Origin of the sequence: Lysinibacillus sp. FSL W7-1291 (assembly GCF_038593415.1) — a bacterium.
GTDB lineage: Bacteria > Bacillota > Bacilli > Bacillales_A > Planococcaceae > Lysinibacillus > Lysinibacillus fusiformis_D.
Window position 1 is genome coordinate 1,240,802 of sequence record NZ_CP151994.1, and the last position, 25,027, is coordinate 1,265,828.

Consider the following 25,027-nt stretch of genomic DNA (forward strand, 5'->3'; position numbering starts at 1 on the left):
AGCGGCAAACCTTTTTTTACTTTAAATTCTATGGATATTTTGTTATTCAACACAATGAAGACAAAAGGCTACGGTAATGCCTTTTGTCTTTTATTTTTAAGTATTTTTCTCAGTGCAACAACGATACTCACAAAAACAATGGCTCCAGCTGTATCGACCAAGACATCTTGGAAGCTCATTGTGCGACCTGGTGTAAAGCTTTGACGAAATTCGTCAATGATAGCAATTGTAGCTGTTCCTGCAATGGCAATACTTGCTGCAAAATGTCTTTTTCCCCAAGCAAAATACAGACCAAGTGCAATGCATCCAAACCCAATAAAATGTGTCAATTTACGAATTAAAAACTCTACAAATGGAAAATAACCACGTTCTTCAACGGAAACGATGGTTCCCCAATAGGGAATTTTTAAAACAGATAGTTGTTTTTCAAAAGGTTTATTGGCAAGTAGATCTTCTAATTCTGGTAGGATACTCTGTTGCTCATAGGTCATACTAGAGGAGATTACTAATATGACAAGACAGATGATGAAGACCAGCCATTTTTTCATCGGTGTTCTTGATACTGCTCATTTTTAGTCAGTTTATTGGCTGCATTAAAATCTGTGATTACGTTGATTTTTTCATAGGCAGCTAGCGTTTGAGCTAGCTGTTGTTGTGAGCTTGCCCCAATTACCGTTGAAGCGATCGTAGGCTCTTTCAAATTAAAGGCGATGGCCAGCGCATGTAAATCATCATATTGTAAAGCTAAGTCTGTTAACGATGCTGTTAATTCCTCTGCCGTATAGCCGTTAAAACCATTGACCTGTTGTAGACGTTGTTGCCAGCTATTTGTTAATAAGCCTTTTGCCACTGTGCCACGTGTTACAACAGATGCACCTTGATTTGCAATAAACTCAAACCATTCTTCAGGGCGACGATCTAGAGCACTATATTGCATCATAACGCTTTTAGCTGAGCTTGCAGGTAAAAATCGCTGCAATACATTTGGACGAATAGAAGAAATGCCATATTCACGAATGAGCCCTTCTTTTTTAAGTCCTTCAAATGTGTCAATAATTCCATCCCAATCATCTTCGATTGTGCCGCCATGTAATTGATAGACATCAATATAGTCTGTACCTAGTCGTCGTAAGCTAGCATAGGCAGCTTCTTTAATATAGTCTGGGGATGCGTCCCAATGCCAACCATCGACGCCTTCTGTCCAACGGTTTCCTACCTTTGTTGCTAGGATGACATCATGACGACGTTTACCTAACGTTGTACCAATGATTTCTTCGTTTGCACCAAAATCATATAAATCCGCTGTGTCGATATAATTAATCCCGGCATCTAATGCCATATCGACAATGGCAGCTGCTTGCTTTTTATCTGTCGAAAGAGACATGCCTCCTAAACTAATCTCTGAAATAAACAATTCACTTATGCCAAGCTGTCTTTTTTTCATATGATCGTCCTCCTTCGATTTCTCTACTTGTAATGGTACAATGAACATATCTGAAGAACAAGCGAGGTTATCGTCAGTGAAAAAGTTTGAGGAAAAAACAACGACAACAACACCAATCTATGATGGAAGAATAATAAAACTACAAATTGATGAGGTAACTTTACCAAATGGACAGGTTGCGAAACGTGAAATCATAAAGCATCCCGGTGCCGTAGCAGTTATTGCCGTTACGGACGAGGGGAAACTAGTGTTGGTAGAACAATATCGTAAAGCGCTTGAACGTTCAATCGTTGAAATTCCGGCAGGGAAGCTGGAACCTGGTGAGGAGCCAGTGGTGACAGCACGTCGTGAATTAGAGGAAGAGACAGGCTATGGAGCGCATAAACTGACTTTTTTACAAACATTTGCAACATCACCAGGCTTTGCGGATGAAGTTATTCATTTGTTTGTAGCGAGGGAATTATATACAATAGATAATAAAGCAGATTTAGATGAGGATGAATTTGTCGAATTATTAGAAGTTTCGTTGGAAGAAGCACAAATAATGGTGGCAGATCAGCGTATATATGATGCTAAAACGGCATTTGCAGTACTCTGGCTGGCTGCCAATTTAGAAAATAATCTTTTAGCATAATAGAGACGGACGAGCATAAGCTGTACAAACCTTGATAGAAAAGGAGCATGTTTATGTCTCGTACGGTGTCTATTTTTTATCACGCTTCCATCATTGCAGTAAGTTTTGTTTGCGGCGTTATTTTCTTTCATATTATTGGTGGACCGAAAGCGGAACCATTTATATTATTTATAGAGCCTCGTTTAGCAGATGGGGACAGGCACTCCATTTTTCGTTTAGTACTGCCTGTCACTATTTCTATAGGTCTTGTATTATTACTAGCAACACATAGCGTATTAAAAGTTTTAGTGCGTGTGACAGTAGCCATACGTGCCACTTTTTTTGGCTTTAGTTCTGTTTTTTTATTACAAAAACTTGAAGCTTTTTGGCTTTATACGATTTGGTGGTTTCCATTTCAGCTCATCTATTGTATATTGTTGCTAGTCCTATGCAATTTACTTGTACCCGCTTGGTCCAAGCGAAAAATCGGGAAACAAGTATCTGGTCGAACAATTTTGTTGAATTTTATCGCATTTTTCATCATAATAGTTGCTGAGTTTATTGTTATTGCTTATGTGTTAAAATGAAGGATTGAATGGACAGAAATTGTGATCAGATAAAAAATAGAAGCATGTTAGAAATCTATTCACTATCTTGTAATAGGATTTACTCCTTTGGTATAATGGAAAGAGTTTAGGGGGGCGTCACATGGAGAGCCGAATTGATCGTATAAAAAAACAGCTGCATAGTGCTAGTTACAAGCTGACGCCGCAGCGAGAAGCGACAGTTGCTGTCTTGCTTGAGCACGAAGAGGACCACCTAAGTGCTGAGGATGTTTATCTTTTAGTAAAAGAAAAAGCACCAGAGATTGGTCTAGCTACTGTTTATAGAACGTTAGAATTATTAACTGAGCTCAAAATTGTCGACAAAATCAACTTTGGCGATGGCGTATCGCGCTATGACCTACGCCAAGAGGGAGCTGCCCATTTCCACCATCATCTTGTTTGTATCGAATGTGGTGCTGTTGATGAAATTCAAGAAGATTTACTTGAAGATGTGGAAGCCGTTGTTGAAAAACGTTGGAACTTTATTATAAAAGATCACCGACTAACTTTCCACGGCATATGCTGGCGCTGTCATGATAAAAACGACGAATCGAATGAAGAAAAATAACAAAAAGCTGTCTGTTTTAATCTTAAGTATAGATTGAATCGGGCAGTTTTTTGTTTTTTTGAGGCAGCAAATGTTTTTGTTCCGAAAGCGAAGTGTAAGAACAGAAGTCTCCTCGGACGAGCTTAATGAAAGAGTTATTAATAACTTGGACACATTTAAGTAGGGTGGCCTTGGATTAATTATAATGTAACGATAATATGGTTGGATTATGTCGAATAGAGGGGGCTTTAGCACATTTCTTAAGGCCATGATAAAATAGAGAATAATTGACAGTGAGGGGGCGTTATGATGAATGAATTTCAATATGCAGTAGAAGACTATATCCATTTTATTCAGGTGGAAAGGCAGTTATCTGTTAATACATTAGCATCCTATCGCCGTGATTTAGAAAGCTATGTGCATTTTTTGCAGGAAGCAGAGGGGATGGCTGATTTTAGCCGTGTGGAACGAACAACTATTTTGCGGCATTTAGAGCAATTGCGAGCACAGGGGAAGACAAGCCGTACCGTTGCCCGTCATATTTCTTCTATCCGGAGCTTCCATCAATTTTTACTGCGAGAAAAGCGTGCAGAAACAGATCCGACTGTTCATTTAGAAATGCCAACTATTGAGCAAAAGCTACCGAATATCCTATCTATCGAAGAAATCGAAGCGTTACTAACAGCTCCGAATCGAAGTAAGCCACAAGGTATACGTGATCTTGCCATGCTAGAGTTACTATATGGATCTGGCATGCGCATCAGTGAACTCATTGCACTGGATTTAGCCGATATTCATTTAACGATGGGCTTTGTCCGTGTCTTTGGGAAGGGTGGGAAGGAACGAATTATTCCACTTGGCAAAAATGCCCTTTCGGCGATTAATGCCTATTTAAACGGTGCTCGTGGTCAGTTGCAAGGAAAGCACCCAAAAACAGATGCGTTTTTTATTAATCAAAGAGGGAAACGTTTAACAAGGCAGGGTTGTTGGAAATTAATGAAGGAGCATGCTTTAAAGGCAGGCATCCAACATGAATTAACCCCACATACATTGCGTCACTCCTTTGCAACTCATTTGGTCGAAAATGGCGCTGATTTACGAGCGGTGCAGGAAATGCTTGGTCATGCAGATATTTCTACAACGCAGATTTATACACATATTAGTAAAACAAGATTATCTGAGGTCTATAAGCAATTCCATCCACGTGCTTAAAACTCTTCAATTAAGTAAAAATTATTTTAGTCGGATGTCTGACCTTTATTTTTCGCATTTTTTTGGTAAAATAGAGTCATGAGATTAGGAGGCAACCATTATGAATAAACCGTTTAACAAAATCCATGTTGTTGTCATGGACTCAGTAGGTATAGGTGAAGCGCCAGACGCAGCAAATTTTGGTGATGTTGGTGCACATACATTAGGACATATCGCTGAAAAAATGAATGGGCTTACAATGCCAGTGATGGAGTCCTTTGGTTTAGCAAATATTGAATCATTGCAAGGTATGCACGCGGCTACAGAGCCAAAAGCATACTACGGTAAAATGCAAGAAGCATCTGTCGGCAAAGACACGATGACAGGCCATTGGGAAATCATGGGGTTAAATATCGATAAACCATTTAAGGTGTATCCAGAAGGATTTCCAGCGGAGCTTATTGCTGAGTTAGAGCAACGTACAGGTCGTAAAGTACTGTGCAATCAACCAGCAAGCGGTACACAAGTGATTGAAGATTTCGGTAAGGAACATATGGAAACAGGTGCGATTATTGTTTATACATCAGCCGATCCTGTTTTACAGATTGCTGCTCACGAGGAAATCATTCCATTAGAAGAATTATATAAAATTTGCGAAATGGCGCGTGAATTAACATTACAGCCTGAATATTTAGTAGGACGTGTCATTGCAAGACCATTTGTTGGTACGCCAGGCAACTTCACACGTACTGCCAATCGACATGACTACGCATTGAAGCCATTTGGTCGTACAACAATGAATGTTTTAAAGGACGCAGGATTAGATGTCATTGCCATTGGAAAAATCTCAGATATATTCAATGGTGAAGGTGTCACTGATTCGGTACGCACAAAAAATAATATGGATGGTATGGATCAATTTGCAGAGGTTGTCCGCCGTGATTTTCGTGGGATGAGCTTCTTAAATTTAGTGGACTTTGACGCCAACTTTGGTCATCGTCGTGATCCATTAGGCTATGGACAGGCACTACAAGAATTTGATGCACGCCTACCAGAAATTACAGAAGCGATGTCAGAGGATGATTTATTAATCATTACTGCCGATCACGGAAATGATCCAACCTTCCATGGGACAGATCATACACGTGAATATGTACCGTTAATTGTCTATTCACCACGTTTCAATGGTGGAGCAGAACTAGCTTTGCGTGAAACTTTTGCGGATATTGCAGCGACAGTTGCTGAAAACTTTAATGTAGAAGCACCACCATTCGGCAAAAGTTTCTTACATGATTTGAAATAAGGGGGTTTTTCGTATGAATATGGTTCAATTGTTTGAAAAGAAAAAACAAGGAATAGAGCTATCTCAAGCTGAAATTCAGTATTTTGTTGAAGGCTATACGACGGGTTCCATTCCAGATTATCAAGCAAGTTCACTTTTAATGGCCATACGCTTACTAGGTATGTCTGATGATGAAACATTTTATTTAACAAAGGCCATGATCGAATCAGGGGATGTTATTGATTTAACGTCTATTGATGGCTTTAAAATCGATAAACATTCTACAGGAGGAGTTGGTGACAAGGTCACACTTGTTGTCACACCAATTATCGCTTCTTTAGGAATCCCTGTGGCGAAATTTAGCGGTAAGGGTTTAGGCATTACAGGTGGAACAATCGATAAACTTGAATCCATTGAAGGCTTCAAAACAGAGCTTTCATCACAGGAGTTTATTGACAATGTCAATCAGCATAAAATTGCAGTTGCCGGACAAACAGGGAATCTTGTACCAGCCGACAAAAAATTATATGCATTACGTGATGTGACAGGTACTGTCGATTCTATTCCATTAATCGCTGCGTCGATTATGAGTAAAAAAATTGCAAGTGGCGCAGACGGTATTGTACTTGACGTAAAATGCGGCTCAGGTGCGTTTATGAAGACGCAAGAAGAAGCACAGATTTTAGCGGATACAATGACGGCCATTGGAGAAAAACTTGGGCGTAAAGTTGTCGCACATATTAGTGATATGGATAATCCTTTAGGAAAAATGATTGGCAATAAACTTGAAGTTGTAGAGGCGTATGCCTTATTAAGTGGACGCTTGGAAGAAACGCATGAAGATTTGTTGGATGAATGTATTGTTATTTCTTCCTTAATGTACCAAGTTGCCGCTGGCGTGAATGAAGCGGAAGCGACCGCTGCGGTTAAGCGCGTGCTTGCTGATGGTTCTGCTGCTGCAAAATTTGAGGAGTTCATTGTTGCACAAGGTGGTGTAGTTTCTGATATTGTCCAAAATGAAACCGCTCATAAAGTAGCGGTGACAGCTGTTGCAGAGGGCACTGTGGAAACCATTAATGCGTTATTAGTAGGTGAAGCGAGTGTCAGTCTAGGTGCTGGACGATTAACGAAGGAATCGGTACTTGATTATGATGCAGGCATCCAGCTGATTGCTAAAAAAGGTGACCATGTCAATCATGGCGACACGATTGCTTATTTATATGCCAATCAACCAATTGTTGAAGAGACAATCAATAAAATACAGCAAGCATATACAATTGCATAAAGATTCGTTAGCGAGGGCTCTCACTTTAAGTGAGCTCTCGCTTTTTTTGCGTTCTAAGGATCGTTAAACTTTAGCTAGCAATGGCGTTTAGAAAATGTAGATTTATCCCATACTGCACTTAACCTAAAAAGCTATAAGTATGTCGATTAGACACTATTTCGGAAGACTTTGCACTAGTTCTGTCAGCCGCAAGGATTCATTGCATTGAATGTGGAATTGCACGAGGAGGAGGCGATGTTCATGCATTATCAATTAGAAATGGTCACAAGAGAGACTGTCGTTATACGTTTGTTTGGGGAGCTCGATCACCATGCAGTAGAACAAATTCGAGCGAAAATTTCTACAGCAATTTTTCAAGGCACTGTGACGACCATCATTTGGAACTTAGAAGGGCTTTCCTTTATGGATAGTTCAGGCGTTGGCTTAGTGCTTGGTCGAATGCGTGAGTTAGAAGCAGTTGCTGGGCGAACTATTTTATTGAATCCATCGCCAACAATGCGAAAAGTATTTCAATTTTCAGGATTAGGGCCATGGATGATGGATGCAACAGAGGAACAAGCGATTGATCGCGTAAGGGGGATTGTAAATGGATAACGAAATGACATTAACATTTTTAGCACTTAGTGAAAATGAAGCCTTAGCCCGTGTGGCTGTTACAGGTTTTATTGCACAATTAGACCCAACTATTGATGAGCTATCAGAGTTTAAAACAGTTGTCTCTGAAGCGGTTTCCAATGCCATTATTCATGGCTATGAAGAAAATGGTAAGGGTGTTGTTACAGTTCATGCAAAACGTGAGGATGACATTGTAACGGTATCTGTCATGGATAAAGGAATAGGAATTGAGGACGTTAGTCGAGCAATGGAGCCATTATTTACAACGAAAAGTGCGATGGAGCGTTCGGGTATGGGCTTCACCATTATGGATAGCTTTTCAGATCAGCTAACAGTAATGTCTAAATGGCAAGAAGGAACAACTGTAACGTTTACGAAGAAATTTTACACAGTTCGCACAGCGGTAATGTGAGGTTGAGACAGTGAAGCCGCTAGAACAGTCGTCCGATAAGCTATTGTCTCAGGAGGAAATGCGTGATTTAATTGCACGCGCACAGCAGGGCGATCATGAGGCTCGTAAACGAATGGTAGAAGGCAATACGAGACTTGTGTGGTCCATTGTTCAACGTTTTACAACGAGAGGTGTTGAGCTTGAGGATTTATTCCAGATTGGCTGCATAGGGCTGATGAAATCTGTAGATAAATTCGATTTAACCTATGATGTGAAGTTTTCAACCTATGCAGTCCCTATGATCATTGGTGAAATTCAACGCTTTTTAAGGGATGATGGCATGGTGAAGGTGAGTCGCTCTATTCGTGAGCTAAATTTTAAAATTCGTCATGCTACAGATGAATTTATTAAGAAAAATGAACATCCACCAACCATTCAAGAACTTGCTCAGGTACTTGGTGTGACAACGGAGGAAATTGTCACAGCATCCGATGCGCTGAGAGATCCAGCATCTCTTCATGAGCAATTGTATGAAAGTGAAGGGGATTCCATTACATTGATGGACCAAATGAAAGATGAAAAATCTGAGCAACCATTTGATTATATCCCATTGAAGGAAGTACTCACGAGACTTGAACCGAGAGAGCAGTCTATTATTTATTTACGCTATTTTTCAGATTGCACGCAAACAGAAATTGCGAATAGGTTAGGGATATCACAAGTACAAGTGTCTCGTTTAGAGAAAAAAATCCTTGCCCAGCTGAAAAGTTGGATGGCTACAAGCGCTACCGTGGAGCAGGAAGCTATAAAAAAAGACATCTAAGAAAATGGTGACAGCATGACAAATAAATTATTTAACAGCTTAGAAGAAGCCGAAGATTTTCTTATTGAACATTTTGGTGACGGCGAATCATTTGACGTTGGTATTAAACACTTATTTGTCAAGGATTTGCCGGTCCTTTGTGCATATATTAGCGGGCTTGTGGACGGAGAAGCTTTAACACAGTTACTCTCTAGCATGCTTCCAAATGAAGACATTGACATTGATGTGGAGGATGAGAAGGAATATTTTGAGTCCTATTTTAATTTCCATGGGCGTTCAGAGGAAACAGAGCGTAAAGCCTATTTATTAGCCATGTTAAGTGGACAAGTCACCTTTATTACTAAAAGTGGCTATTGCTACGTTGCAGAGCTGAGAAATTATCCAGGACGTTCTCCAGAAGAGCCAGATAATGAAAAGGTAATTCGTGGTTCGCGGGATGGCTTTACAGAAGGAATTTCTCAAAATACGGCTTTAATACGTAGGCGAATTCGCAATAGTAATTTACGTTTCGAGCTACATAAAATATCCAAAATCGGCCAAACCGACGTGGCGATCGCGTTTATGAAGGATATTGCCAATGAAGATATGCTCGAAAATTTACGACAGCGCCTTGGACAAATTAATCACGATGGCTTGACGATGGCCGATAAATCATTAGAAGAATGGCTTTTTAAGCAAAAATTCCATCCAGTGCCATTTGTACGCTATACGGAACGACCTGATATTGCAGCAGCGCATCTGCTTGAAGGGCATATAGCGATATTGGTCGATACCTCTCCATCCGTGATTTTAGTACCTGTTACTATATTTCATTTATTACAGCATGCGGAGGAATATCGACAGGCACCAACAGTTGGTACGTTTGTGCGATTTATGAGGTATTTTGGTTCTGTCATGGGTTTACTTTTATTACCATTGTGGTATGTGTTTGCTACAAATGAATCCTTACTGCCGGATGCCTTATCCTTTTTAGGCACCGAAGAGAAATCGCATGTACCATTATTATTGCAAATATTGATTGCAGATATAGGTATTGAATTTTTAAGGATGGCCGCCATTCATACTCCGTCACCATTATCGACTGCGATGGGATTGGTTGCGGGGGTAATCATTGGTCAAATTGCTATTGATGTAGGATTATTTTCTGCGGAGGTAGTTCTTTATACAGCAGTAGCAGCTATTCTTATTTTTATTATTCCATCATATGAACTCAGTATCTCGATCAAAATTTTTAGGTTGCTGTTATTAATTATAACGGGTCTCTGGGGTGTCAATGGCTTATTTATTGGCTTATTTTTATTGTTTACGTATTTATGTTCATTACGACCTATGCAGGCACCTTATTTATGGCCGCTTGTTCCATTCTTCCCAACGGCAATGCTTCGTGTCATCATTCGTTTCCCAATGACTTCGGATGCATTAAGACCTTATGTAGTCGCTTCCAAACAGCGAAAAAGATCATAGGAGCCGTTGCACTCGTTTTTTTCATGTGATAAAGTTCACATATAGTATTTTGTGATTTTTGCAAAAATTATTTTCATTCAAGAAAAAGTAGGGTATATACATTTTTCTTTTAATATTTTTATGGAAATAATTACTTGATGGGATGCCACGAAAGTCCCTACAAAGTGTGAAAATAACAAGATGGAACGATGTGAAAAGGGAGAGATGCACATGCATTTATATGGAACACAAGCGATTTCTGAAGATGGTCATTTAACAATTGGACAGGTAGACACACTAGAGCTAGCAAAAGAGTATGGTACACCACTTTTCGTGTATGATACTGCACTTATTCGTAAGCGTGCACGCGGCTTTATCGATACGTTTAAAAAATTAGGCGTAAAAGCAGAAGTAGCTTATGCTTCAAAAGCATTTGCATGTGTAGCGGTGTATCAATTAGCAGCAGAAGAAAATTTATCCTTGGATGTTGTATCTGGTGGGGAGTTATTTACTGCCTTAAAGGCAGGCTTCCCAGCAGAGCGCATTCATTTCCATGGTAATAATAAAAGCATTGCTGAAATAGAGCTAGCTTTTGACTCCAAGATTGGATGTATGGTTGTAGATAATTTCTATGAAATACAGCTTTTAAAAGAAATTTCGGAGCGCCGTCAGCAAAAAATGCGTATTTTATTACGTGTTACACCAGGTGTGGAAGCACATACGCATGATTTCATCACGACAGGTCAAGCAGATTCAAAATTCGGCTTTGACTTAAACAATGGTCAAGCGGATGAAGCATTCCAACAAACATTTAACCATGAATTCCTAGAGCTACTTGGCTTACATTGTCATATTGGCTCACAAATTTTTGATACTGCTGGCTTTGGCTTAGCTGGAGAAAAATTGATTGACAAAATTTCTGATTGGAACAAGACTCACGAATTTACGTGTACTGTGTTAAACTTAGGTGGGGGCTTTGGTATTCGTTATACTGAAGAAGATGCACCGCTGGAACCACAAGTTTATGTAGAGGATATGATAACAGTTGTGAAAAATAAAGCAACTGTGCTTGGACTGAAGATGCCAGAAATTTGGATTGAACCAGGTCGATCACTTGTAGGTGATGCAGGAACATCTCTTTATACAATCGGTTCACAAAAAACAGTGCCAGATGTGCGCAAATATATTGCGGTTGATGGTGGGATGAGTGATAACATCCGCCCAGCATTATACGATGCTAAGTATGAGGCAGTCATTGCAAGTAAAGCGAATGAGCCGAAAAATGAACTCTATACAGTGGCTGGTAAACTATGTGAATCTGGCGATAAATTAATTATTGATGCGAAACTACAAGATGCTGCTTCAGGCGATGTGTTAGCCATATTCTGTACAGGTGCGTATGGTTATTCGATGGCTAGTAACTATAACCGTGTGCCAAGACCTGCTGTTGTATTTGTAGAAAATGGACAGCATCAACTAGCTATTCGCCGCGAAAGTTATGAAGATATTGTGCAAAACGATCTCCCGCTAACTTTAAAAAAGGGTGAGTAAATTTGAGGAAAAATAAGTGGGTATTACTAGCGTCCATTTCAACTTTTATTTTGTTGTGGGGCGTTGTCTATTGGGTGTTGGCGTCTAAAGGTATTCTCGGACCTGGTTCGTAAGACAGAAATTGGCTTGCGGTAAAAGTACAAATCGTGTAGGATAGTCAAAGATTATGTACAGCTAGAAAAAGAGGGAATAGACAAATATGTTAATTCGATATAAGAAAGCTTTAGAGAAAATAGCAATGGGGCTACTTTCATTTATGCCTAATGAAAAAGACGTAAAAAAGCTTACAGAGACCATCCACTCCTATGAAAATGACGATAATTGGGTTTTATATTTATGGAAAAAGAATGATGAATATGTTGGCATTGTTGGGCTTGTCATTGATGAGCATAATACAGCTACCATCCAGCATGTATCGGTGATCCCTTCCTATAGGGGTGAAGGCGTAGCAACGGAAATGCTTCAAGAAGTGGCAGAACTTGGCCAATATGAAAGTGTACGTGCTACCGATGCAACACGGAGCTTGGTTCAAAAATGTATCCATTGTAAAGATGAAAAAGCAGACGATTAACAGCGTCTGCTTTTTCTTTGTTTGCTTTCTTGCCGCTCTGCAAGAATATGTGAGCGATCTCGTAGCATATGTTTATGAAGAAGATAGTTTGAACTACTAGAAGGCAAGAGCTGTATACGTGCAATCGTTAACTCCAGCAAATTGGGAGAGAGAGGGAGCTGGATAGCTTGAAAGGAATTGCCCGTTTTCAACGAAATAAGGGTCGTTGTTACTTGTGTTAGGAGTTGCTGATAATCGATTTCTTGGAAAAAAATATGGCCTTCATTTTCTTGGAAATTATGAAGTGCCTTTTCTAAAATTCGTATAGCGCCAGTATTGTTACCACGTCGCCAATGATAGAAACCTGTTGCAAGCTGCACATAGCCAACAAGCGGATGCATTTTATCACCAGGTGCAATTTCCTTCCAATATTCCTCCAGTACTTCATGGCATTCAAAAAAATCTTGATTGCCATTAAAATAAGCACAGTAATCTATAAATAAAGTATGATGCTGTGGATGCATTTTGGACTCCTTTCCACTATACTAAAAGAACATAGAATCTCAGGGTGGTAAAATAATGTCTTATGAAGTAAAATTAGAAGCCTTTTCAGGGCCTCTTGATTTATTATTGCATTTAATTCACAGATTGGAAATTGATATCTATGATATCCCAATGGCTGAAATTACACAACAATATATCGACCATATACATGCAATGCAAGTACTGGAATTAAATGAAGCAAGTGAATATTTAGTAATGGCAGCAACATTGCTGGCAATTAAAAGCCGCATGCTATTGCCGATTCATGAAGGTGAAATGGAAGACGCAGAATTAGAAGTGGACGGCCCTGACCCTCGTGAAGAACTGGTGCAACGCTTAATTGAATATAAAAAATATAAGGAAGCAGCCAGTAATTTGCAAGAGCTTGAAACGGACCGATCACAAGTATTTACAAGGCCTCCAGCTGATTTAACAGGGTTGGCCTCGGATGAACAAATGGCTTTGTTTGATTTAAATGTGAACATCTATGATATGCTTGGAGCATTTCAAAAATTGATGCGTCGCAAAAAATTAAAGAAACCACTAAAAACGACAGTAGCGAGGCAGGAAAGATCAGTAAAAGATCAAATGCGTTCTGTTGTTGATTCTTTACGTTTAACAGGTGGACGTGCATCATTTTTCGAGCTTTTTCCCTATGAAGATAAGCCGACACTTATTCTGACGTTTGTTTCCCTTCTAGAACTGATGAAACGTCAGGTCGTCGTCGTAGAACAAGATGGTAACTTTGAAGAATTAACGGTTACCTTGCAGAAGGAGGAATGGGAAGATGACGAAAACTTTGATGTTACAGAGTAGAATTGAAGCCTTATTATTCGTTGTTGGAGATGATGGCTTAACGATTAAACAGCTATCGCAACTTTTAGGAGAACAGGAAGAGCTGATTGTTCAGGCGATGAGTGCATTGAGAGAAGCCTTTGACGAAGATGTAGCAAGAGGCATTACTGTGAAGGAAATTGCAGGCGTTTATCAGCTCATTACAAAATCTGAGTTTGCTGATACGATTCAAAGATTAGTAGAGAATCCAACGGCACAATCCCTATCCCAAGCCTCCTTGGAGGTGCTGGCGATAGTGGCTTACAAACAGCCCATTACACGTGTAGCAATAGAAGATTTGCGCGGTGTAAAGTGTGAACGACCAATTCAAACATTAGTGTCACGAGGATTAATTAAAGAGGTAGGGCGTTCAGAAGGAACTGGACGTGCCATACTATATGGAACGACAAAAGAATTTTTACATTATTTTGGCTTAAATACTATTGAAGAAATGCCGCCTCTACCTGAAGAGGATCTTGTTGAAACAGAACAAGAAACAGATTTATTTATGACAAAGTTCCAAGAGACATTTAGCAGTGCAAAATAATGATTAGGTATAATGCGTAGCCTTCAACATAAATATGAATCTATATTTTCCTATCACATTAAATAAGGAGTGGCTCGTTGCTTCGGTTATTTCGTTTAACACTGTTCATGCTCATGATATTAATGGTAATGCTTCCTCAAACTAGCTTTGCCAGAGGGGGAAGTGGCTATGCTGTCTTAGATGGTGCTACAGGCCGCGTTTTAATAGGGTCTAATAGCGATGAACGCTTACCTATTGCTAGCCTAACAAAAATTTGGACAGCACTTGTTGCAATCGAAAATAGTGACCTGCAAGATGAAGTTGTGATATCACCGAATGCCGCTATGGCTGAGGGGAGTTCTATTTATTTACAGGCTGGCGAAACAGTAACAGTCGAAACGTTATTGTACGGTTTAATGCTGCGTTCAGGCAATGATGCTGCGACCGCTTTAGCAGAACACGTAGGGGGTTCTGTGGAGGGCTTTGTCAAATTAATGAATGAAAGAGCTGTGATTGCAGGTCTGACTAACACGGTTTTTATGAACCCTTCTGGTCTTCATCATGATGAGCATTTATCGTCAGCAAGAGATACTGCTGAGATGTTAAGACTTGCTTTGCAAAATAAAACATTTGAGAAAATTGCTTCAACGATTCTTTATCGGGCGAATACGGTAAACGGAATGCTTTGGGAAAATAAACACCGATTATTAAGAGAAGGTTCAGGGATGGCTGCACATATAGATGATGAAACGGAGCAGCCTGTTAGTTCTTTAAAATCAGCGACTGGCACTGCGTTCGCTGGAAAAACCGGCTTTACAAAGGTTGCTGGACGTACACTAGCAACAGCCTTTCAAAAGGACGGGCAAATCTGCATTGTTGTCACTTTAAATGAATCCGATGATTGGAATGTACATCGAGGTTTATCGAATAGAGTATGGCAAGACTATAGCCTTGAAACCGTAGTGAAGAAGGGCAAATACAACGTCAACAAAAAGTTAGCTATTCGATTAGAAGAGCCCGTTCGCCTACAATTAAATAAAGAAGAAAAAGAGCAGGTGCGGCAAGTTTTACATGTATCAAGAAAACGTCAAGAAGCTGTCTTGTCGATCTTTATTGGTGAAGAGCGTATTTATGCAACTCCAGTAAAAGTTGAATCAGCAGATCGTTAAAAACGATTTGCTGATTTTTTTAGTATGGAATCTCTGCGAAATGATGGAGGTATATTGCATAAACAGCCAAGTGATTCAGTGCAATATGCTTTTATTTTGAGCCGTTCTTTCGTGCTCCTATAATCTGCATTACTAGACAACTAACTGCTTGGAAGAAAGGTGAGTAAATCAATATAGAAAAAGCTGACGTAACAATACATGCTAAAATTTTTTTGTGCTACAAGATGTTTTAACAATTGAGCAAACACTAACAAAATGATAGCTTTCTTGTCTGTTAAAATAAAGATTTTTAAGTCGATTCGCTTTTTTGCCAAATGAGTATACTGGTTATGAGGAACGTAAAATGTAGGTGCAAATGATAAGAAATTTGTGAATGAGAAATAATTTGGAATACTCAATTAAAAAATGTGAAATTTGTTTTTCTTTAATAATGCTTAAAAGTATGACATAATTTTCACAGATTAGCGGGAAAGATAACCCTATTCATTAGAGCGAAATCGAATGATGACGAAAGTGTCAATGTGAAAGAAAACTAGAGGTGAAAAAATGGAAAGATTACAAAAGGTCATTGCCTATGCAGGAGTTGCTTCAAGGCGCAAGGCAGAGCAATTGATAGTAGAAGGCAAAGTAAAAGTTAATGGTGTAGTTGTTCGTGAGTTAGGAACGAAGGTTTCTAATTCTGATACAATTGAAGTAGAAGGTGTGAAATTGGAAAAGGAAGATAAGGTATATTATTTACTTTACAAACCACGTGGAACAATTTCGGCTGTGACGGATGATAAAGGACGCAAAACTGTCACAGATTTATTTCACCATATTCCGCAACGTATTTTCCCAGTTGGTCGTCTTGATTATGATACATCTGGATTATTGTTATTGACAAATGATGGGGAATTCTCCTATATGTTGACACATCCGAAGTTTAAAATTGATAAAACCTATATCGCGCGTGTCAAAGGTATTCCAACAATTGAAGGGCTTAAAAAACTTCAAAGAGGGATTAAATTAGAGGATGGGAAAACAGCTCCAGCTAAGGTTAGTATGACATCCTTTGACGAAAAAGCAGGCAAAGCAATTTGTGAAATTACGATTCATGAAGGACGCAATCGCCAAGTTCGTCGTATGTTTGAAGCCATTGGGACACCTGTTGTCAAATTAAAACGTGAACGCTTTGCATTCTTAGATTTATTCGGCCTTACACCAGGAGAATACCGTGAATTATCAAAGCATGAAGTCAAGCAATTACGTGTTTTAGCGGAGACTGGAAAGCTTGATTAAAGAACATTTGCCAAAAGAAAGTAGATACCACAATAGGTATTATTTGGGTGTTTACACTTTCTTTATGGTGAATTCGTTCATAAATCATTCATAATTAATAGCTAAGTGTTTTTGTATCATTTTGCTATAATAGGTGAGAATAGTACACCTAGTAACAGTTTGTTCAAAAGAACTGTTACACATACAATCTGGTATTGTTGACGTCAATTTGAAAGAAGTTTTTACATAATTAAAGACGTATATAAAATGAAAAAGTTCATTGGGTCTGCATTAGGTAAAAGCTTCGCGTTTACAAACTTTACGCTAAGCCGTAATTGATAGGGGGTTTATTAACTTGGAGAAAAAGAAAAAGCGTCTCGTACTGCGAACGGTCATCTTAGCACTGCTAGCGTTGGCAATCGGGTACACAGTATATGGAACAGCGACAAAGGAAAAAGTAGAGTTAGTGGCAGTAGGCTCTGAAGCACCTGACTTCACGTTAGTAGATTTAAACGGTGAAAAACATAAATTGTCGGATTATAAAGGACAAGGGGTATTTTTAAACTTCTGGGGAACTTGGTGTAAGCCTTGTGAGAAGGAAATGCCTGCGATGGACAATCAGTATCAAGAATTTAAAGATCAAGGTGTACAAACTTTAGCGGTCAATATCGCTCAAACTGATTTTGAAGTGCAGAATTTTGTTGATCGGTATGGTTTATCATTCCCAGTAGTGATCGACAAAACGAAAAGTGTTATGACTGCTTATAATGTAGGTCAATTACCTGCTACAGTATTAATTGATCCTGAAGGCAAAGTGACTAAGATTATTACAGGTGAAATGACGGAGGAAAATATCGCTTCGTACATGGAATTAGTGAAGCCGGAATAAGGAGTATATGACGATGGAAAAAATCATTTGTGCTTGCGGTCATAGTAACCCATACGGCACGAAGCTTTGTGAGAAATGTGGTCGTCCTTTAACCGAAGAAGAACAGCAAAATAAAGTAGTTGATATGCGCTACGATGGTATGGCCATTCGCTCTAAAACATATAACAAGTCATTTATTGATAAAATATGGAATTTCTTCTCAAGTGTTAAAGTCGGTATATCCTTAATTATTATCACATTAATTGCTGCTTCAATCGGAACATTACTACCACAAGAGTTTTACGTGAAAGCTTCTGATTTGGAGAAGGGAGCTTATTACGCAGACGTTTATGGTACATTCGGTAAAATTTATTATACGTTAGGCCTTTCAGATTTATATAGCTCGTGGTGGTTCCAAATTTTAGTTGGTATGCTTGCTGTATCCATTATTGTGGCAAGTCTTGACCGGGGAATACCACTTTATAAATCATTGAAGAATCAACGTGTGAAAAGACATGAAAGCTTTATGAAGCGTCAGCGCATTGTTGCAGAAGGACAAGTGACAGCAGGCGCAGAGGAAACGCTTGATAAAGTGGCACAAAAAATGTCTGAGATGAGATATTCTGTTCGTCGAGATGGTAGCGCTCTCTTAGCTGAAAAAGGACGCTTTTCTCGTTACGGTCCGTACATAAACCATGTCGGTCTCATTATCTTTTTAGGTGGGGTCATGCTACGTCTGGTGCCAGGTTTCTATGTTGATGAATCAATCTGGGTACGTGAGGGCGAGACACGTGCGATTACTGGCATGGACGGTTATTTCATTGAAAACAATGATTTTGTTTTAGAGACACATGATAATGAACCACAGGGTGAGCAAGTAAAGCAGGGTGTAAATGTTGTTGCGAAAAATTTCCAAACAGATATTACACTATATAAGCAGCCTAAAGATGCTTTGCCAGGTGACACAGATAATCTAGAAAAAGTAAAAGACTATTCCATTCGTGTAAACCATCCTTTAAAGGAAGATGGCTTTGCGCTTTACCAAATGGATTATCGTTTAAATGAATTAAAGCAAATGAATTTCGAATTAATCAATAAAACGACTGAACAATCACTTGGTAAGGTGGAAATTGATTTAACAAATCCAAAAAAGGAATATGATTTAGGTAATGGTTCTTCCGTTCAAATTCTTGTTTATACACCAGATTTTGATGGATTTGAAAATGGTGAGCCACAAACAAAAACATCCATTCCAAATAACCCAGCATTCTTATTTAAAATGACAACACCAGAAACACCTGAAGGCGAAGTGAGCTTTGTTGAAATTATGCAACCTCCTTTAGAGCCACTTGGTGAAAATAAATACAGAATGAAATTTGCAGCAGCAGAAATGCGTGATATGTCAGGTATTACAGTACGTAAAGATCGTACAATTCCTATCTTATTTGTTGGGGGCGTCATCTTTATGATTGGTGTTGTTATTGGTTCTTACTGGAATCACAGACGTTTATGGATTCAAGTGGAACCAGATGGCCGTGTGTTAATGGCTGCCCATGTTAACAAAAATATGTTCAGCATGAAAAAGGATTTAGATGCTGTTACAACATTTGCTGCATTGCCTCCGTATCAAGATCAGTTAGAGAAAGATGAGGCTGGCGAAGAGTCCACGAATGGTGGCATTAAAGAAAAGGAAGGTGACAACACCTTATGAGTTTGATTGACATAAGTGGAAACCTATTATTTGTAGCTTTTATTGCTTATCTAGTTGCGACATTATTATTTGGTGGTTCAATTAAGCAAGCAAATGCTACTGGTAAAAATACTGGCAAATGGGGCAAACTTGCCATTGTGGTAACCATTATTGGTTTCTTATCACAGCTAGGCTATTTTATTACGCGTTGGATCTATACAGGACATGCACCAGTAAGTAATATGTTTGAATTTACGACTGCCTTTGGTATGTTCATTGTTGGCGCGTTTATTTTAATTTATTTTATTTATCGTTTGACTGCACTTGGGCTAGTTGCATTGCCTGTTGCATTATTAATCATCTCCTATGCAGCAATGTTCCCGAAAGAAGTAAGTCCGTTAGTACCATCGTTACAAAGTCATTGGCTAACGATTCACGTTATCACAGCAGCATTAGGACAATCTATTTTAGCCATTAGTGCTGTAGCAGGGCTCATTTATTTATTAAAAGTAGTCGATTTAACAAAGCCTTCTAAACAACGTTTTTGGTTAGAAGCCGTGATGTACTGTCTTGTAGTAGTGGTTGGTTTTGTCGCAGTGACATCTACATTCGGTGCTATGGATTATGAGTCTAGCTATAATTATGTGGATAAAGAAGGAACTACTCGTAAAATTATTTACAATTTACCGCCAATTTTCGGTATGAATGAGTATGAAGCAGTTGAAGAACATGGCATGTCACCGCTAGTAGAAATGCCTGCATTAATTAATGCCAAAAAATTAACAACTGTTTTTTGGTCATTATTGGTAGGGTCAATCTTGTATTTATTAATTCGTTTAATTGCTCGTCGTCGAATTAGTGCCATTTTCCAACCACTTGTTAAACGCGTTAATTTGCAATTATTAGATGAAGTTGGTTATCGTTCGGTGCTGATAGGATTCCCTGTATTTACCCTAGGTGCTTTAATTTTTGCGATGATTTGGGCACAAATTGCTTGGAGTCGTTTCTGGGGTTGGGATCCAAAAGAAGTATGGGCTCTTATTACATGGTTATTCTACGCAGCATTCCTACATTTACGTCTATCAAAAGGCTGGGAAGGTCGAAAATCTGCTTGGTTGGCATTAATTGGTTTCGGAATTATTTTATTTAACCTAATTGCTGTTAACTTAATTCTTGCAGGTTTACACTCTTACGCATAACTTGTAAAATAACAAGCCTTTTCGCTGTGGCGAAGAGGCTTTCTTTTCTTTTCAATATGTGTCACACCATGTACAATAGAAGTTAGAGAAAGATTGGAAGAGAGGGATCGTGAAAGTGTCAGAAAATATTTCAGTATTAGTAGTAGACGATGAGGATCGTATTCGCCGATTATTAAAAATGTACCTAGAGCGAGAAGGATACCTTGTTGACGAGGCAGAAAATGGTGAACAAGCGATCGAAAAATCTTTAGAAAAAGAGTATCACTGTATTTTACTTGATATTATGATGCCTGAAAAAGACGGGCTAGAAGTGTGTGCGGAAATTCGAGAACGCGCAGCAACGCCGATTATTTTATTAACTGCAAAGGGCGAGGAAGCGAATCGTGTACAAGGCTTTGAGCTTGGCGCAGATGACTATATTGTAAAGCCATTTAGTCCTCGTGAGGTTGTGTTACGTGTGAAGGCTATTTTACGTCGTTCACAGGCTTTCTCACCAACGACAAATGCCTCTTCTTCAAAAGATTTAGTAGTGTTCCAGCATTTAATGATCGATCATGATGCACACCGTGTAACGGCAGAGGGCATTGAGGTTAATTTAACACCGAAAGAGTATGAATTACTATACTTCTTAGCAAAATCGCCAGACAAAGTATTTGACCGTGAACAATTACTAAAAGAGGTTTGGCATTATGACTTCTTTGGTGATTTACGTACAGTTGACACACACGTAAAACGTTTACGTGAAAAGCTCAACCGAGTTTCTGAAAACGCTGCTAAAATGATTGTGACGGTTTGGGGCGTTGGATACAAATTTGAGGTTGTCAATGAATAGAATATGGAATAGTGTTGTCGGGAAGCTATGGGTAACCATATTGCTTCTCGTTTCATTTGTATTATTTGTTTTCACGGTATTGATGCTTGAATTTCTTCAAAACTATCATATGCAGCAAGCCGAAATATCTTTACGGCAAACAGCTGCAACAGTAGCAAGTATAGTGGATGACAATGAAACAGCGGAATCTACTTCGGAATTATTAAAAGATATCTTACCTACAGGAACCAATGCATTAATTGCAATCAATCATGTTGAAGTATCCTTTGCCATGCAGGAGGGTGTCAACAAAAAAGAAATACAAGAGACCATTTTAGCCAATAAATCGTTTCGAGAAGTATTTCAATCAGATGAACCTATTACGAAAGAAATGATGATGCCTTCTTCGACAGATCAAGAAAAAATGGAATCTTATGTCGTGCTAGGTTTCCCATTAAATGTTGAAAATGCAGTACACGGAGCTGTCTTCATCTATCAAAGCCCAGATGCACTACATAAAACCTCTAAGGAAACAACGAAAATTGTTTTTTTGGCGGCTTTCATTGCATTCGTGTTGACGACATTCTTCGCGTTTTTCCTTTCCTCACGTATTACGTCACCACTTAGAAAAATGCGAGAGTTGGCTTTTGAAATTGCGAAGGGTAATTTTGAAGCGAAAATGCCAACAACTCAAAATGATGAAATTGGTCAACTTGCTGTTGCCTTCAATCAAATGGGCCGTCAATTAAAGCATAACTTAGAGGTCATCAATCAAGAAAATGAACAACTTTCAAATATTTTGACATCTATGACAGATGCAGTTATTACATTTAATCGTGACCTTACAATATTATTAAGTAATCCACCAGCTGAACGACTTATGCAAAAATGGTTCGTCAATAAAGGCTCACAAAGTGCTAAACCTATTCCTCCAGAGCTGTATCATATGCTTGATCATGTGCTAATGTTTGAGGATAAACTAGAAGAGGAAATTGAAATGGATGGTAACTACTATACATTTACTATTAGCCCTCTTTATAGTGGTGACATGATACGTGGCGCTGTGGCTGTTATTCGTGATATGACTGAGCAACATCGCTTAGAAAAACTACGATCCGATTTTATCGCCAATGTCTCTCATGAGCTACGGACACCAATTGCCATGCTGCAAGGATATTCTGAAGCATTAATGGATGATGATTTTATTCAGGATCAGGAAGAACGTAATGAGATTACTAAAATCATTTATGATGAATCGAAGCGGATGGGGCGTCTTGTAACAGATTTATTAGATTTAGCACGCATGGAATCGGGACATATGACGCTGTATAAAGATGAATTACCGATTAATTCTACATTCGAACGTATTACTCAAAAATTTGCACAGGTTGCAAAGGAAAAACACGTTCGTCTATTGTTTGAAAGTGAATTTAATGACGATGCCATGATTAATATCGATGAGGATCGTATTGAACAAGTGCTCACAAATCTAGTAGATAATGCACTTAGACATACGGATGAAGGAGCAGTCACTGTAAAAGTTGAGCAGGAACCAACATTCGCTAAAATATCTGTTCAAGATACAGGGCACGGCATTCCTCATGACGACTTACCTTATGTCTTTGAACGTTTTTATAAAGCAGATAAGGCACGCACCCGTTCAAAAGGTGGTACGGGTCTCGGCTTAGCCATTGCAAGAAATATTGTGAAGGCACACTCAGGTAATATTATGGTAGACAGTGTGCTGAAAGAAGGTACGACCTTCACGTTTTATTTACCGTTCGATTAATAACATGTATTGCTATTAATTGGCTGTAACTTTCACGAATGTAAGACGACAAATATTATAGAACGGGGGTGGAGTGCTTTGAATGACTCCGTGTTCCATCGACTATACGATGCATATCACCAAGACGTGTTCCAGTTTTTAATATATTTAGTAAAAAACCGTACATTGGCTGAAGATTTAGCACATGAAGTTTATGTACGAGTATTGCGCTCATATGATCAATTTGCAGGTAATAGTAGTGAGAAAACATGGCTTTTTGCTATTGCCAAAAATGTAGCGATTGATCATTTTAGAAAGCAGGCTGTACGCCAGAAGCATTCACTTGATTTCTTTGACTGGGAAACGGAACAGCTCCATTCAACCACACCATCACCGGAAGATATGCTACAGGCCAGTGATGAATTTATGCAAGTAGCGTCAGCACTGGAAAACTGTACAGGCGACCAAAAAATGGTCATTATTATGCGCTATTTTCAGGATTTATCGATTGCAGAAACTGCTCAAATATTAGATTGGACAGAAGCTAAGGTAAAAACGACCCAGCATCGAGCCATAAAATTTTTAAGGCAACAGCTACAGCCGATTAGAGAACAGGAGGCGAAACGGCAATGACGCATAAGCCATTTGATGATGAGCAGCTTGAACATGTATTGAACAATGCCCCTAAGCTTTCTGATCACCGTTCAAAAGAGGACATATTAAATCGGTTAATGGCAGATGCTCGCTTGCAGGATAACAGTTACCTTCAAGAAGCGATACAACAACCAAAAGAGGATGAACAAAAGCAAAGCAATTCCTCCATCCAAGAAGAACGAACAACACGATCTAAGCTTCGTAAAATGCCAATTTTTATGAGCATTGCAGCAGTTTTTGCGTTAACGATACTTGTAGGCTCAATGGTCATGAATAATGATGTTGGACATAAAGATCAAGCTAGTACTGCCGATACGGCTACCTATTCTACTTTACAGGAAGATCTTTCTCCAAAGGAGGCTGCTACGCAAGACGAAGCACTCCAATCTCCTATCGTAGCAGAGCATGAGCGCATGTTATCTTTACGGTCATCTGTCTATGAGGAAGATGTGAAAGATGCTGTCGTTTTCCGTATTGGCTTAGCAGGGCGAGATGCGGAAAGTGTACCAATGACGTATGTGATACCAAATGAGCGAGTAGCAACGGATTTTGGAACAGAAAAACCTTCTACTTTACAGATGTATGAAAAATACGCGCCTCAAATAGATGAGAAAGCTAAAGGATTTACTGATTACCATCCTTACAAAGGTGAGCTGAAGGAGAAGGACGATAAGCTTGTCCATGTGCTACCAAAGGACAATAGCTATGATGTTGCTTCTGCTACTGTCAATGAGTACAAAGGAACTTTGGAGGATACATTCTCTGATTCTGAATATACAGAAGTTGAGATTCAAAATGAAGATGGAACACCTTATGAGTTTTCTCAAGAAGGTGAGCCAAGTCCACCTATGTCATTAACGAACGCCAAGCATTATAATTATTATATATATCAAGATGGTACAGGTGCAGAATATTTATCACCAGATTTCCGTCAAACATTTGCAAATGTCACAGAGGCGCTCACACTGATGAAAAATAAAAATGATGATGTCTATGTGTCCGTTGTTCCTGAAAACGTATCATATACGGTGACAGAGGAAGCAGAGGGCGTAGTCGTTACATTTGATCTTCCGCTTGATTTAACATCAATGGAACCGATTCGTGCCACACAACTGATTGAGGCCATGATGTTAACGGCTGCTAGCTTTGACCAACAATTACGCCTAAATAATGTTGTCCAAGAAAGCTGGGAGGGCTTTGATTTAAAAATGTTTTTACCAAAGCCTGTAGGGCCAAATAAGCAATATATGCCTTAGTCAAAGAAAATAACAATAAGAAATGGAGCATTCCTGTTCGGTGAGGATGCTCCATTTTTTTTACAATGCATACAAGTCTAATAGGTTTTTTGAGCAGAACTATTTACTTTTT

The 25,027-nt window shown here is 39.0% G+C and carries 26 protein-coding genes; 23 read left to right on the forward strand and 3 right to left on the reverse strand.

The window, feature by feature from the left end; genetic code table 11:
• Positions 1–68: 68 nt before the first annotated feature.
• Positions 69–548, reverse strand: coding sequence for a VanZ family protein (locus tag NST76_RS05810; protein ID WP_036127962.1), 480 nt, complete (start codon positions 546–548; stop codon positions 69–71).
• Complete coding sequence (locus tag NST76_RS05815) at positions 545–1,444, reverse strand: aldo/keto reductase (protein WP_036127959.1); 900 nt, start codon at positions 1,442–1,444, stop codon at positions 545–547. Before NST76_RS05815 ends, NST76_RS05810 begins: the two co-directional genes overlap by 4 nt.
• 76 nt (positions 1,445–1,520) lie before the next feature.
• Here NST76_RS05815 and NST76_RS05820 point away from each other — a divergent pair, with 76 nt between their 5' ends.
• The 12 genes from NST76_RS05820 to NST76_RS05875 all read left to right on the forward strand — a co-directional run bounded on the left by NST76_RS05820 (position 1,521) and on the right by NST76_RS05875 (position 12,361).
• The gene (locus tag NST76_RS05820; RefSeq protein WP_058843269.1) at positions 1,521–2,078 is read left to right on the forward strand and encodes an NUDIX hydrolase; all 558 of its coding nucleotides are present in this window, start codon (positions 1,521–1,523) and stop codon (positions 2,076–2,078) included.
• A 53-nt stretch (positions 2,079–2,131) separates the two neighbouring features.
• Entirely contained in the window at positions 2,132–2,644 is a 513-nt protein-coding gene (locus tag NST76_RS05825; protein WP_036127953.1) for a hypothetical protein, read from the forward strand.
• A gap of 121 nt (positions 2,645–2,765) precedes the next feature.
• Positions 2,766–3,230 carry a Fur family transcriptional regulator gene (locus NST76_RS05830; protein ID WP_004232171.1) on the forward strand — a complete coding sequence of 155 codons (465 nt, stop codon included), beginning with the start codon at positions 2,766–2,768 and terminating at the stop codon, positions 3,228–3,230.
• 288 nt (positions 3,231–3,518) lie between these two features.
• Entirely contained in the window at positions 3,519–4,421 is a 903-nt protein-coding gene (gene xerD / locus NST76_RS05835) for a site-specific tyrosine recombinase XerD (protein WP_036127949.1), read from the forward strand.
• Positions 4,422–4,521: 100 nt separating this feature from the next.
• Positions 4,522–5,703, forward strand: a complete 1,182-nt coding sequence (gene deoB, locus NST76_RS05840; protein WP_271912586.1) for a phosphopentomutase — start codon at positions 4,522–4,524, stop codon at positions 5,701–5,703.
• Positions 5,704–5,716: 13 nt separating this feature from the next.
• On the forward strand, positions 5,717–6,967 hold the full coding sequence (locus tag NST76_RS05845) for a thymidine phosphorylase (protein WP_036127942.1): 1,251 nt from the start codon (positions 5,717–5,719) through the stop codon (positions 6,965–6,967).
• 240 nt (positions 6,968–7,207) lie between these two features.
• Positions 7,208–7,561 carry an anti-sigma F factor antagonist gene (gene spoIIAA, locus NST76_RS05850; RefSeq protein ID WP_036127938.1) on the forward strand — a complete coding sequence of 118 codons (354 nt, stop codon included), beginning with the start codon at positions 7,208–7,210 and terminating at the stop codon, positions 7,559–7,561.
• Positions 7,554–7,994 carry an anti-sigma F factor gene (spoIIAB, locus tag NST76_RS05855; RefSeq protein ID WP_036127935.1) on the forward strand — a complete coding sequence of 147 codons (441 nt, stop codon included), beginning with the start codon at positions 7,554–7,556 and terminating at the stop codon, positions 7,992–7,994. Before spoIIAA ends, spoIIAB begins: the two co-directional genes overlap by 8 nt.
• Before the next feature lie 10 nt (positions 7,995–8,004).
• Positions 8,005–8,796: an RNA polymerase sporulation sigma factor SigF gene (gene sigF, locus NST76_RS05860; RefSeq protein WP_036127932.1), complete on the forward strand. Its 792-nt coding sequence runs from the start codon at positions 8,005–8,007 to the stop codon at positions 8,794–8,796.
• 15 nt (positions 8,797–8,811) lie between these two features.
• On the forward strand, positions 8,812–10,260 hold the full coding sequence (locus tag NST76_RS05865) for a spore germination protein (protein ID WP_036127928.1): 1,449 nt from the start codon (positions 8,812–8,814) through the stop codon (positions 10,258–10,260).
• A gap of 210 nt (positions 10,261–10,470) precedes the next feature.
• On the forward strand, positions 10,471–11,790 hold the full coding sequence (gene lysA / locus NST76_RS05870; RefSeq protein WP_036127923.1) for a diaminopimelate decarboxylase: 1,320 nt from the start codon (positions 10,471–10,473) through the stop codon (positions 11,788–11,790).
• Positions 11,791–11,989: 199 nt separating this feature from the next.
• Positions 11,990–12,361 carry a GNAT family N-acetyltransferase gene (locus NST76_RS05875; protein ID WP_036127920.1) on the forward strand — a complete coding sequence of 124 codons (372 nt, stop codon included), beginning with the start codon at positions 11,990–11,992 and terminating at the stop codon, positions 12,359–12,361.
• Here NST76_RS05875 and NST76_RS05880 read toward each other — a convergent pair.
• Positions 12,358–12,864 (reverse strand): DUF309 domain-containing protein, encoded by a 507-nt coding sequence (locus tag NST76_RS05880; RefSeq protein WP_036127917.1) that lies wholly within the window; start codon positions 12,862–12,864, stop codon positions 12,358–12,360. The genes NST76_RS05875 and NST76_RS05880 overlap by 4 nt on opposite strands.
• Before the next feature lie 55 nt (positions 12,865–12,919).
• Here NST76_RS05880 and NST76_RS05885 point away from each other — a divergent pair, with 55 nt between their 5' ends.
• The 11 genes from NST76_RS05885 to NST76_RS05935 all read left to right on the forward strand — a co-directional run bounded on the left by NST76_RS05885 (position 12,920) and on the right by NST76_RS05935 (position 24,915).
• Entirely contained in the window at positions 12,920–13,699 is a 780-nt protein-coding gene (locus NST76_RS05885; RefSeq protein ID WP_058843273.1) for a segregation/condensation protein A, read from the forward strand.
• Positions 13,671–14,264 carry an SMC-Scp complex subunit ScpB gene (gene scpB, locus NST76_RS05890; protein WP_036127911.1) on the forward strand — a complete coding sequence of 198 codons (594 nt, stop codon included), beginning with the start codon at positions 13,671–13,673 and terminating at the stop codon, positions 14,262–14,264. The genes NST76_RS05885 and scpB overlap by 29 nt, the downstream gene beginning before the upstream one ends.
• A gap of 77 nt (positions 14,265–14,341) precedes the next feature.
• A complete protein-coding gene (locus tag NST76_RS05895) occupies positions 14,342–15,412 on the forward strand; it encodes a serine hydrolase (RefSeq protein ID WP_058843274.1) in 1,071 nt (356 codons plus the stop codon).
• Between the two features lie 546 nt (positions 15,413–15,958).
• Positions 15,959–16,690 carry a pseudouridine synthase gene (locus NST76_RS05900; RefSeq protein WP_036127908.1) on the forward strand — a complete coding sequence of 244 codons (732 nt, stop codon included), beginning with the start codon at positions 15,959–15,961 and terminating at the stop codon, positions 16,688–16,690.
• 334 nt (positions 16,691–17,024) lie between these two features.
• On the forward strand, positions 17,025–17,558 hold the full coding sequence (gene resA, locus NST76_RS05905) for a thiol-disulfide oxidoreductase ResA (protein WP_036127905.1): 534 nt from the start codon (positions 17,025–17,027) through the stop codon (positions 17,556–17,558).
• 13 nt (positions 17,559–17,571) lie between these two features.
• A complete protein-coding gene (locus tag NST76_RS05910; RefSeq protein WP_036127902.1) occupies positions 17,572–19,248 on the forward strand; it encodes a cytochrome c biogenesis protein ResB in 1,677 nt (558 codons plus the stop codon).
• Complete coding sequence (gene ccsB, locus NST76_RS05915; RefSeq protein WP_036127900.1) at positions 19,245–20,426, forward strand: c-type cytochrome biogenesis protein CcsB; 1,182 nt, start codon at positions 19,245–19,247, stop codon at positions 20,424–20,426. The genes NST76_RS05910 and ccsB overlap by 4 nt, the downstream gene beginning before the upstream one ends.
• 115 nt (positions 20,427–20,541) lie before the next feature.
• The gene (locus NST76_RS05920; RefSeq protein WP_004232215.1) at positions 20,542–21,258 is read left to right on the forward strand and encodes a response regulator transcription factor; all 717 of its coding nucleotides are present in this window, start codon (positions 20,542–20,544) and stop codon (positions 21,256–21,258) included.
• Positions 21,251–23,026, forward strand: coding sequence for an ATP-binding protein (locus NST76_RS05925; RefSeq protein WP_058843275.1), 1,776 nt, complete (start codon positions 21,251–21,253; stop codon positions 23,024–23,026). Before NST76_RS05920 ends, NST76_RS05925 begins: the two co-directional genes overlap by 8 nt.
• A gap of 57 nt (positions 23,027–23,083) precedes the next feature.
• Positions 23,084–23,638 carry an RNA polymerase sigma factor SigX gene (gene sigX, locus NST76_RS05930; protein ID WP_080717168.1) on the forward strand — a complete coding sequence of 185 codons (555 nt, stop codon included), beginning with the start codon at positions 23,084–23,086 and terminating at the stop codon, positions 23,636–23,638.
• A complete protein-coding gene (locus tag NST76_RS05935; RefSeq protein ID WP_058843276.1) occupies positions 23,635–24,915 on the forward strand; it encodes a hypothetical protein in 1,281 nt (426 codons plus the stop codon). The genes sigX and NST76_RS05935 overlap by 4 nt, the downstream gene beginning before the upstream one ends.
• Positions 24,916–25,027: the final 112 nt, after the last annotated feature.

What these genes read in the sequence shown, in the direction of transcription:
- NST76_RS05830 (WP_004232171.1), top strand. Translation starts at nt 2,766, where the DNA reads ATGGAGAGCCGAATTGATCGTATAAAAAAACAGCTGCATAGTGCTAGT.
- NST76_RS05865 (WP_036127928.1), top strand. Translation starts at nt 8,812, where the DNA reads ATGACAAATAAATTATTTAACAGCTTAGAAGAAGCCGAAGATTTTCTT.
- NST76_RS05845 (WP_036127942.1), top strand. Translation starts at nt 5,717, where the DNA reads ATGAATATGGTTCAATTGTTTGAAAAGAAAAAACAAGGAATAGAGCTA.
- NST76_RS05815 (WP_036127959.1), bottom strand. Translation starts at nt 1,444, where the DNA reads ATGAAAAAAAGACAGCTTGGCATAAGTGAATTGTTTATTTCAGAGATT.
- NST76_RS05885 (WP_058843273.1), top strand. Translation starts at nt 12,920, where the DNA reads ATGTCTTATGAAGTAAAATTAGAAGCCTTTTCAGGGCCTCTTGATTTA.
- ccsB (WP_036127900.1), top strand. Translation starts at nt 19,245, where the DNA reads ATGAGTTTGATTGACATAAGTGGAAACCTATTATTTGTAGCTTTTATT.
- NST76_RS05825 (WP_036127953.1), top strand. Translation starts at nt 2,132, where the DNA reads ATGTCTCGTACGGTGTCTATTTTTTATCACGCTTCCATCATTGCAGTA.
- lysA (WP_036127923.1), top strand. Translation starts at nt 10,471, where the DNA reads ATGCATTTATATGGAACACAAGCGATTTCTGAAGATGGTCATTTAACA.
- NST76_RS05810 (WP_036127962.1), bottom strand. Translation starts at nt 548, where the DNA reads ATGAAAAAATGGCTGGTCTTCATCATCTGTCTTGTCATATTAGTAATC.
- NST76_RS05880 (WP_036127917.1), bottom strand. Translation starts at nt 12,864, where the DNA reads ATGCATCCACAGCATCATACTTTATTTATAGATTACTGTGCTTATTTT.
- spoIIAA (WP_036127938.1), top strand. Translation starts at nt 7,208, where the DNA reads ATGCATTATCAATTAGAAATGGTCACAAGAGAGACTGTCGTTATACGT.
- NST76_RS05900 (WP_036127908.1), top strand. Translation starts at nt 15,959, where the DNA reads ATGGAAAGATTACAAAAGGTCATTGCCTATGCAGGAGTTGCTTCAAGG.
- scpB (WP_036127911.1), top strand. Translation starts at nt 13,671, where the DNA reads ATGACGAAAACTTTGATGTTACAGAGTAGAATTGAAGCCTTATTATTC.
- NST76_RS05935 (WP_058843276.1), top strand. Translation starts at nt 23,635, where the DNA reads ATGACGCATAAGCCATTTGATGATGAGCAGCTTGAACATGTATTGAAC.
- NST76_RS05875 (WP_036127920.1), top strand. Translation starts at nt 11,990, where the DNA reads ATGTTAATTCGATATAAGAAAGCTTTAGAGAAAATAGCAATGGGGCTA.
- deoB (WP_271912586.1), top strand. Translation starts at nt 4,522, where the DNA reads ATGAATAAACCGTTTAACAAAATCCATGTTGTTGTCATGGACTCAGTA.
- spoIIAB (WP_036127935.1), top strand. Translation starts at nt 7,554, where the DNA reads ATGGATAACGAAATGACATTAACATTTTTAGCACTTAGTGAAAATGAA.
- NST76_RS05910 (WP_036127902.1), top strand. Translation starts at nt 17,572, where the DNA reads ATGGAAAAAATCATTTGTGCTTGCGGTCATAGTAACCCATACGGCACG.
- xerD (WP_036127949.1), top strand. Translation starts at nt 3,519, where the DNA reads ATGAATGAATTTCAATATGCAGTAGAAGACTATATCCATTTTATTCAG.
- NST76_RS05925 (WP_058843275.1), top strand. Translation starts at nt 21,251, where the DNA reads ATGAATAGAATATGGAATAGTGTTGTCGGGAAGCTATGGGTAACCATA.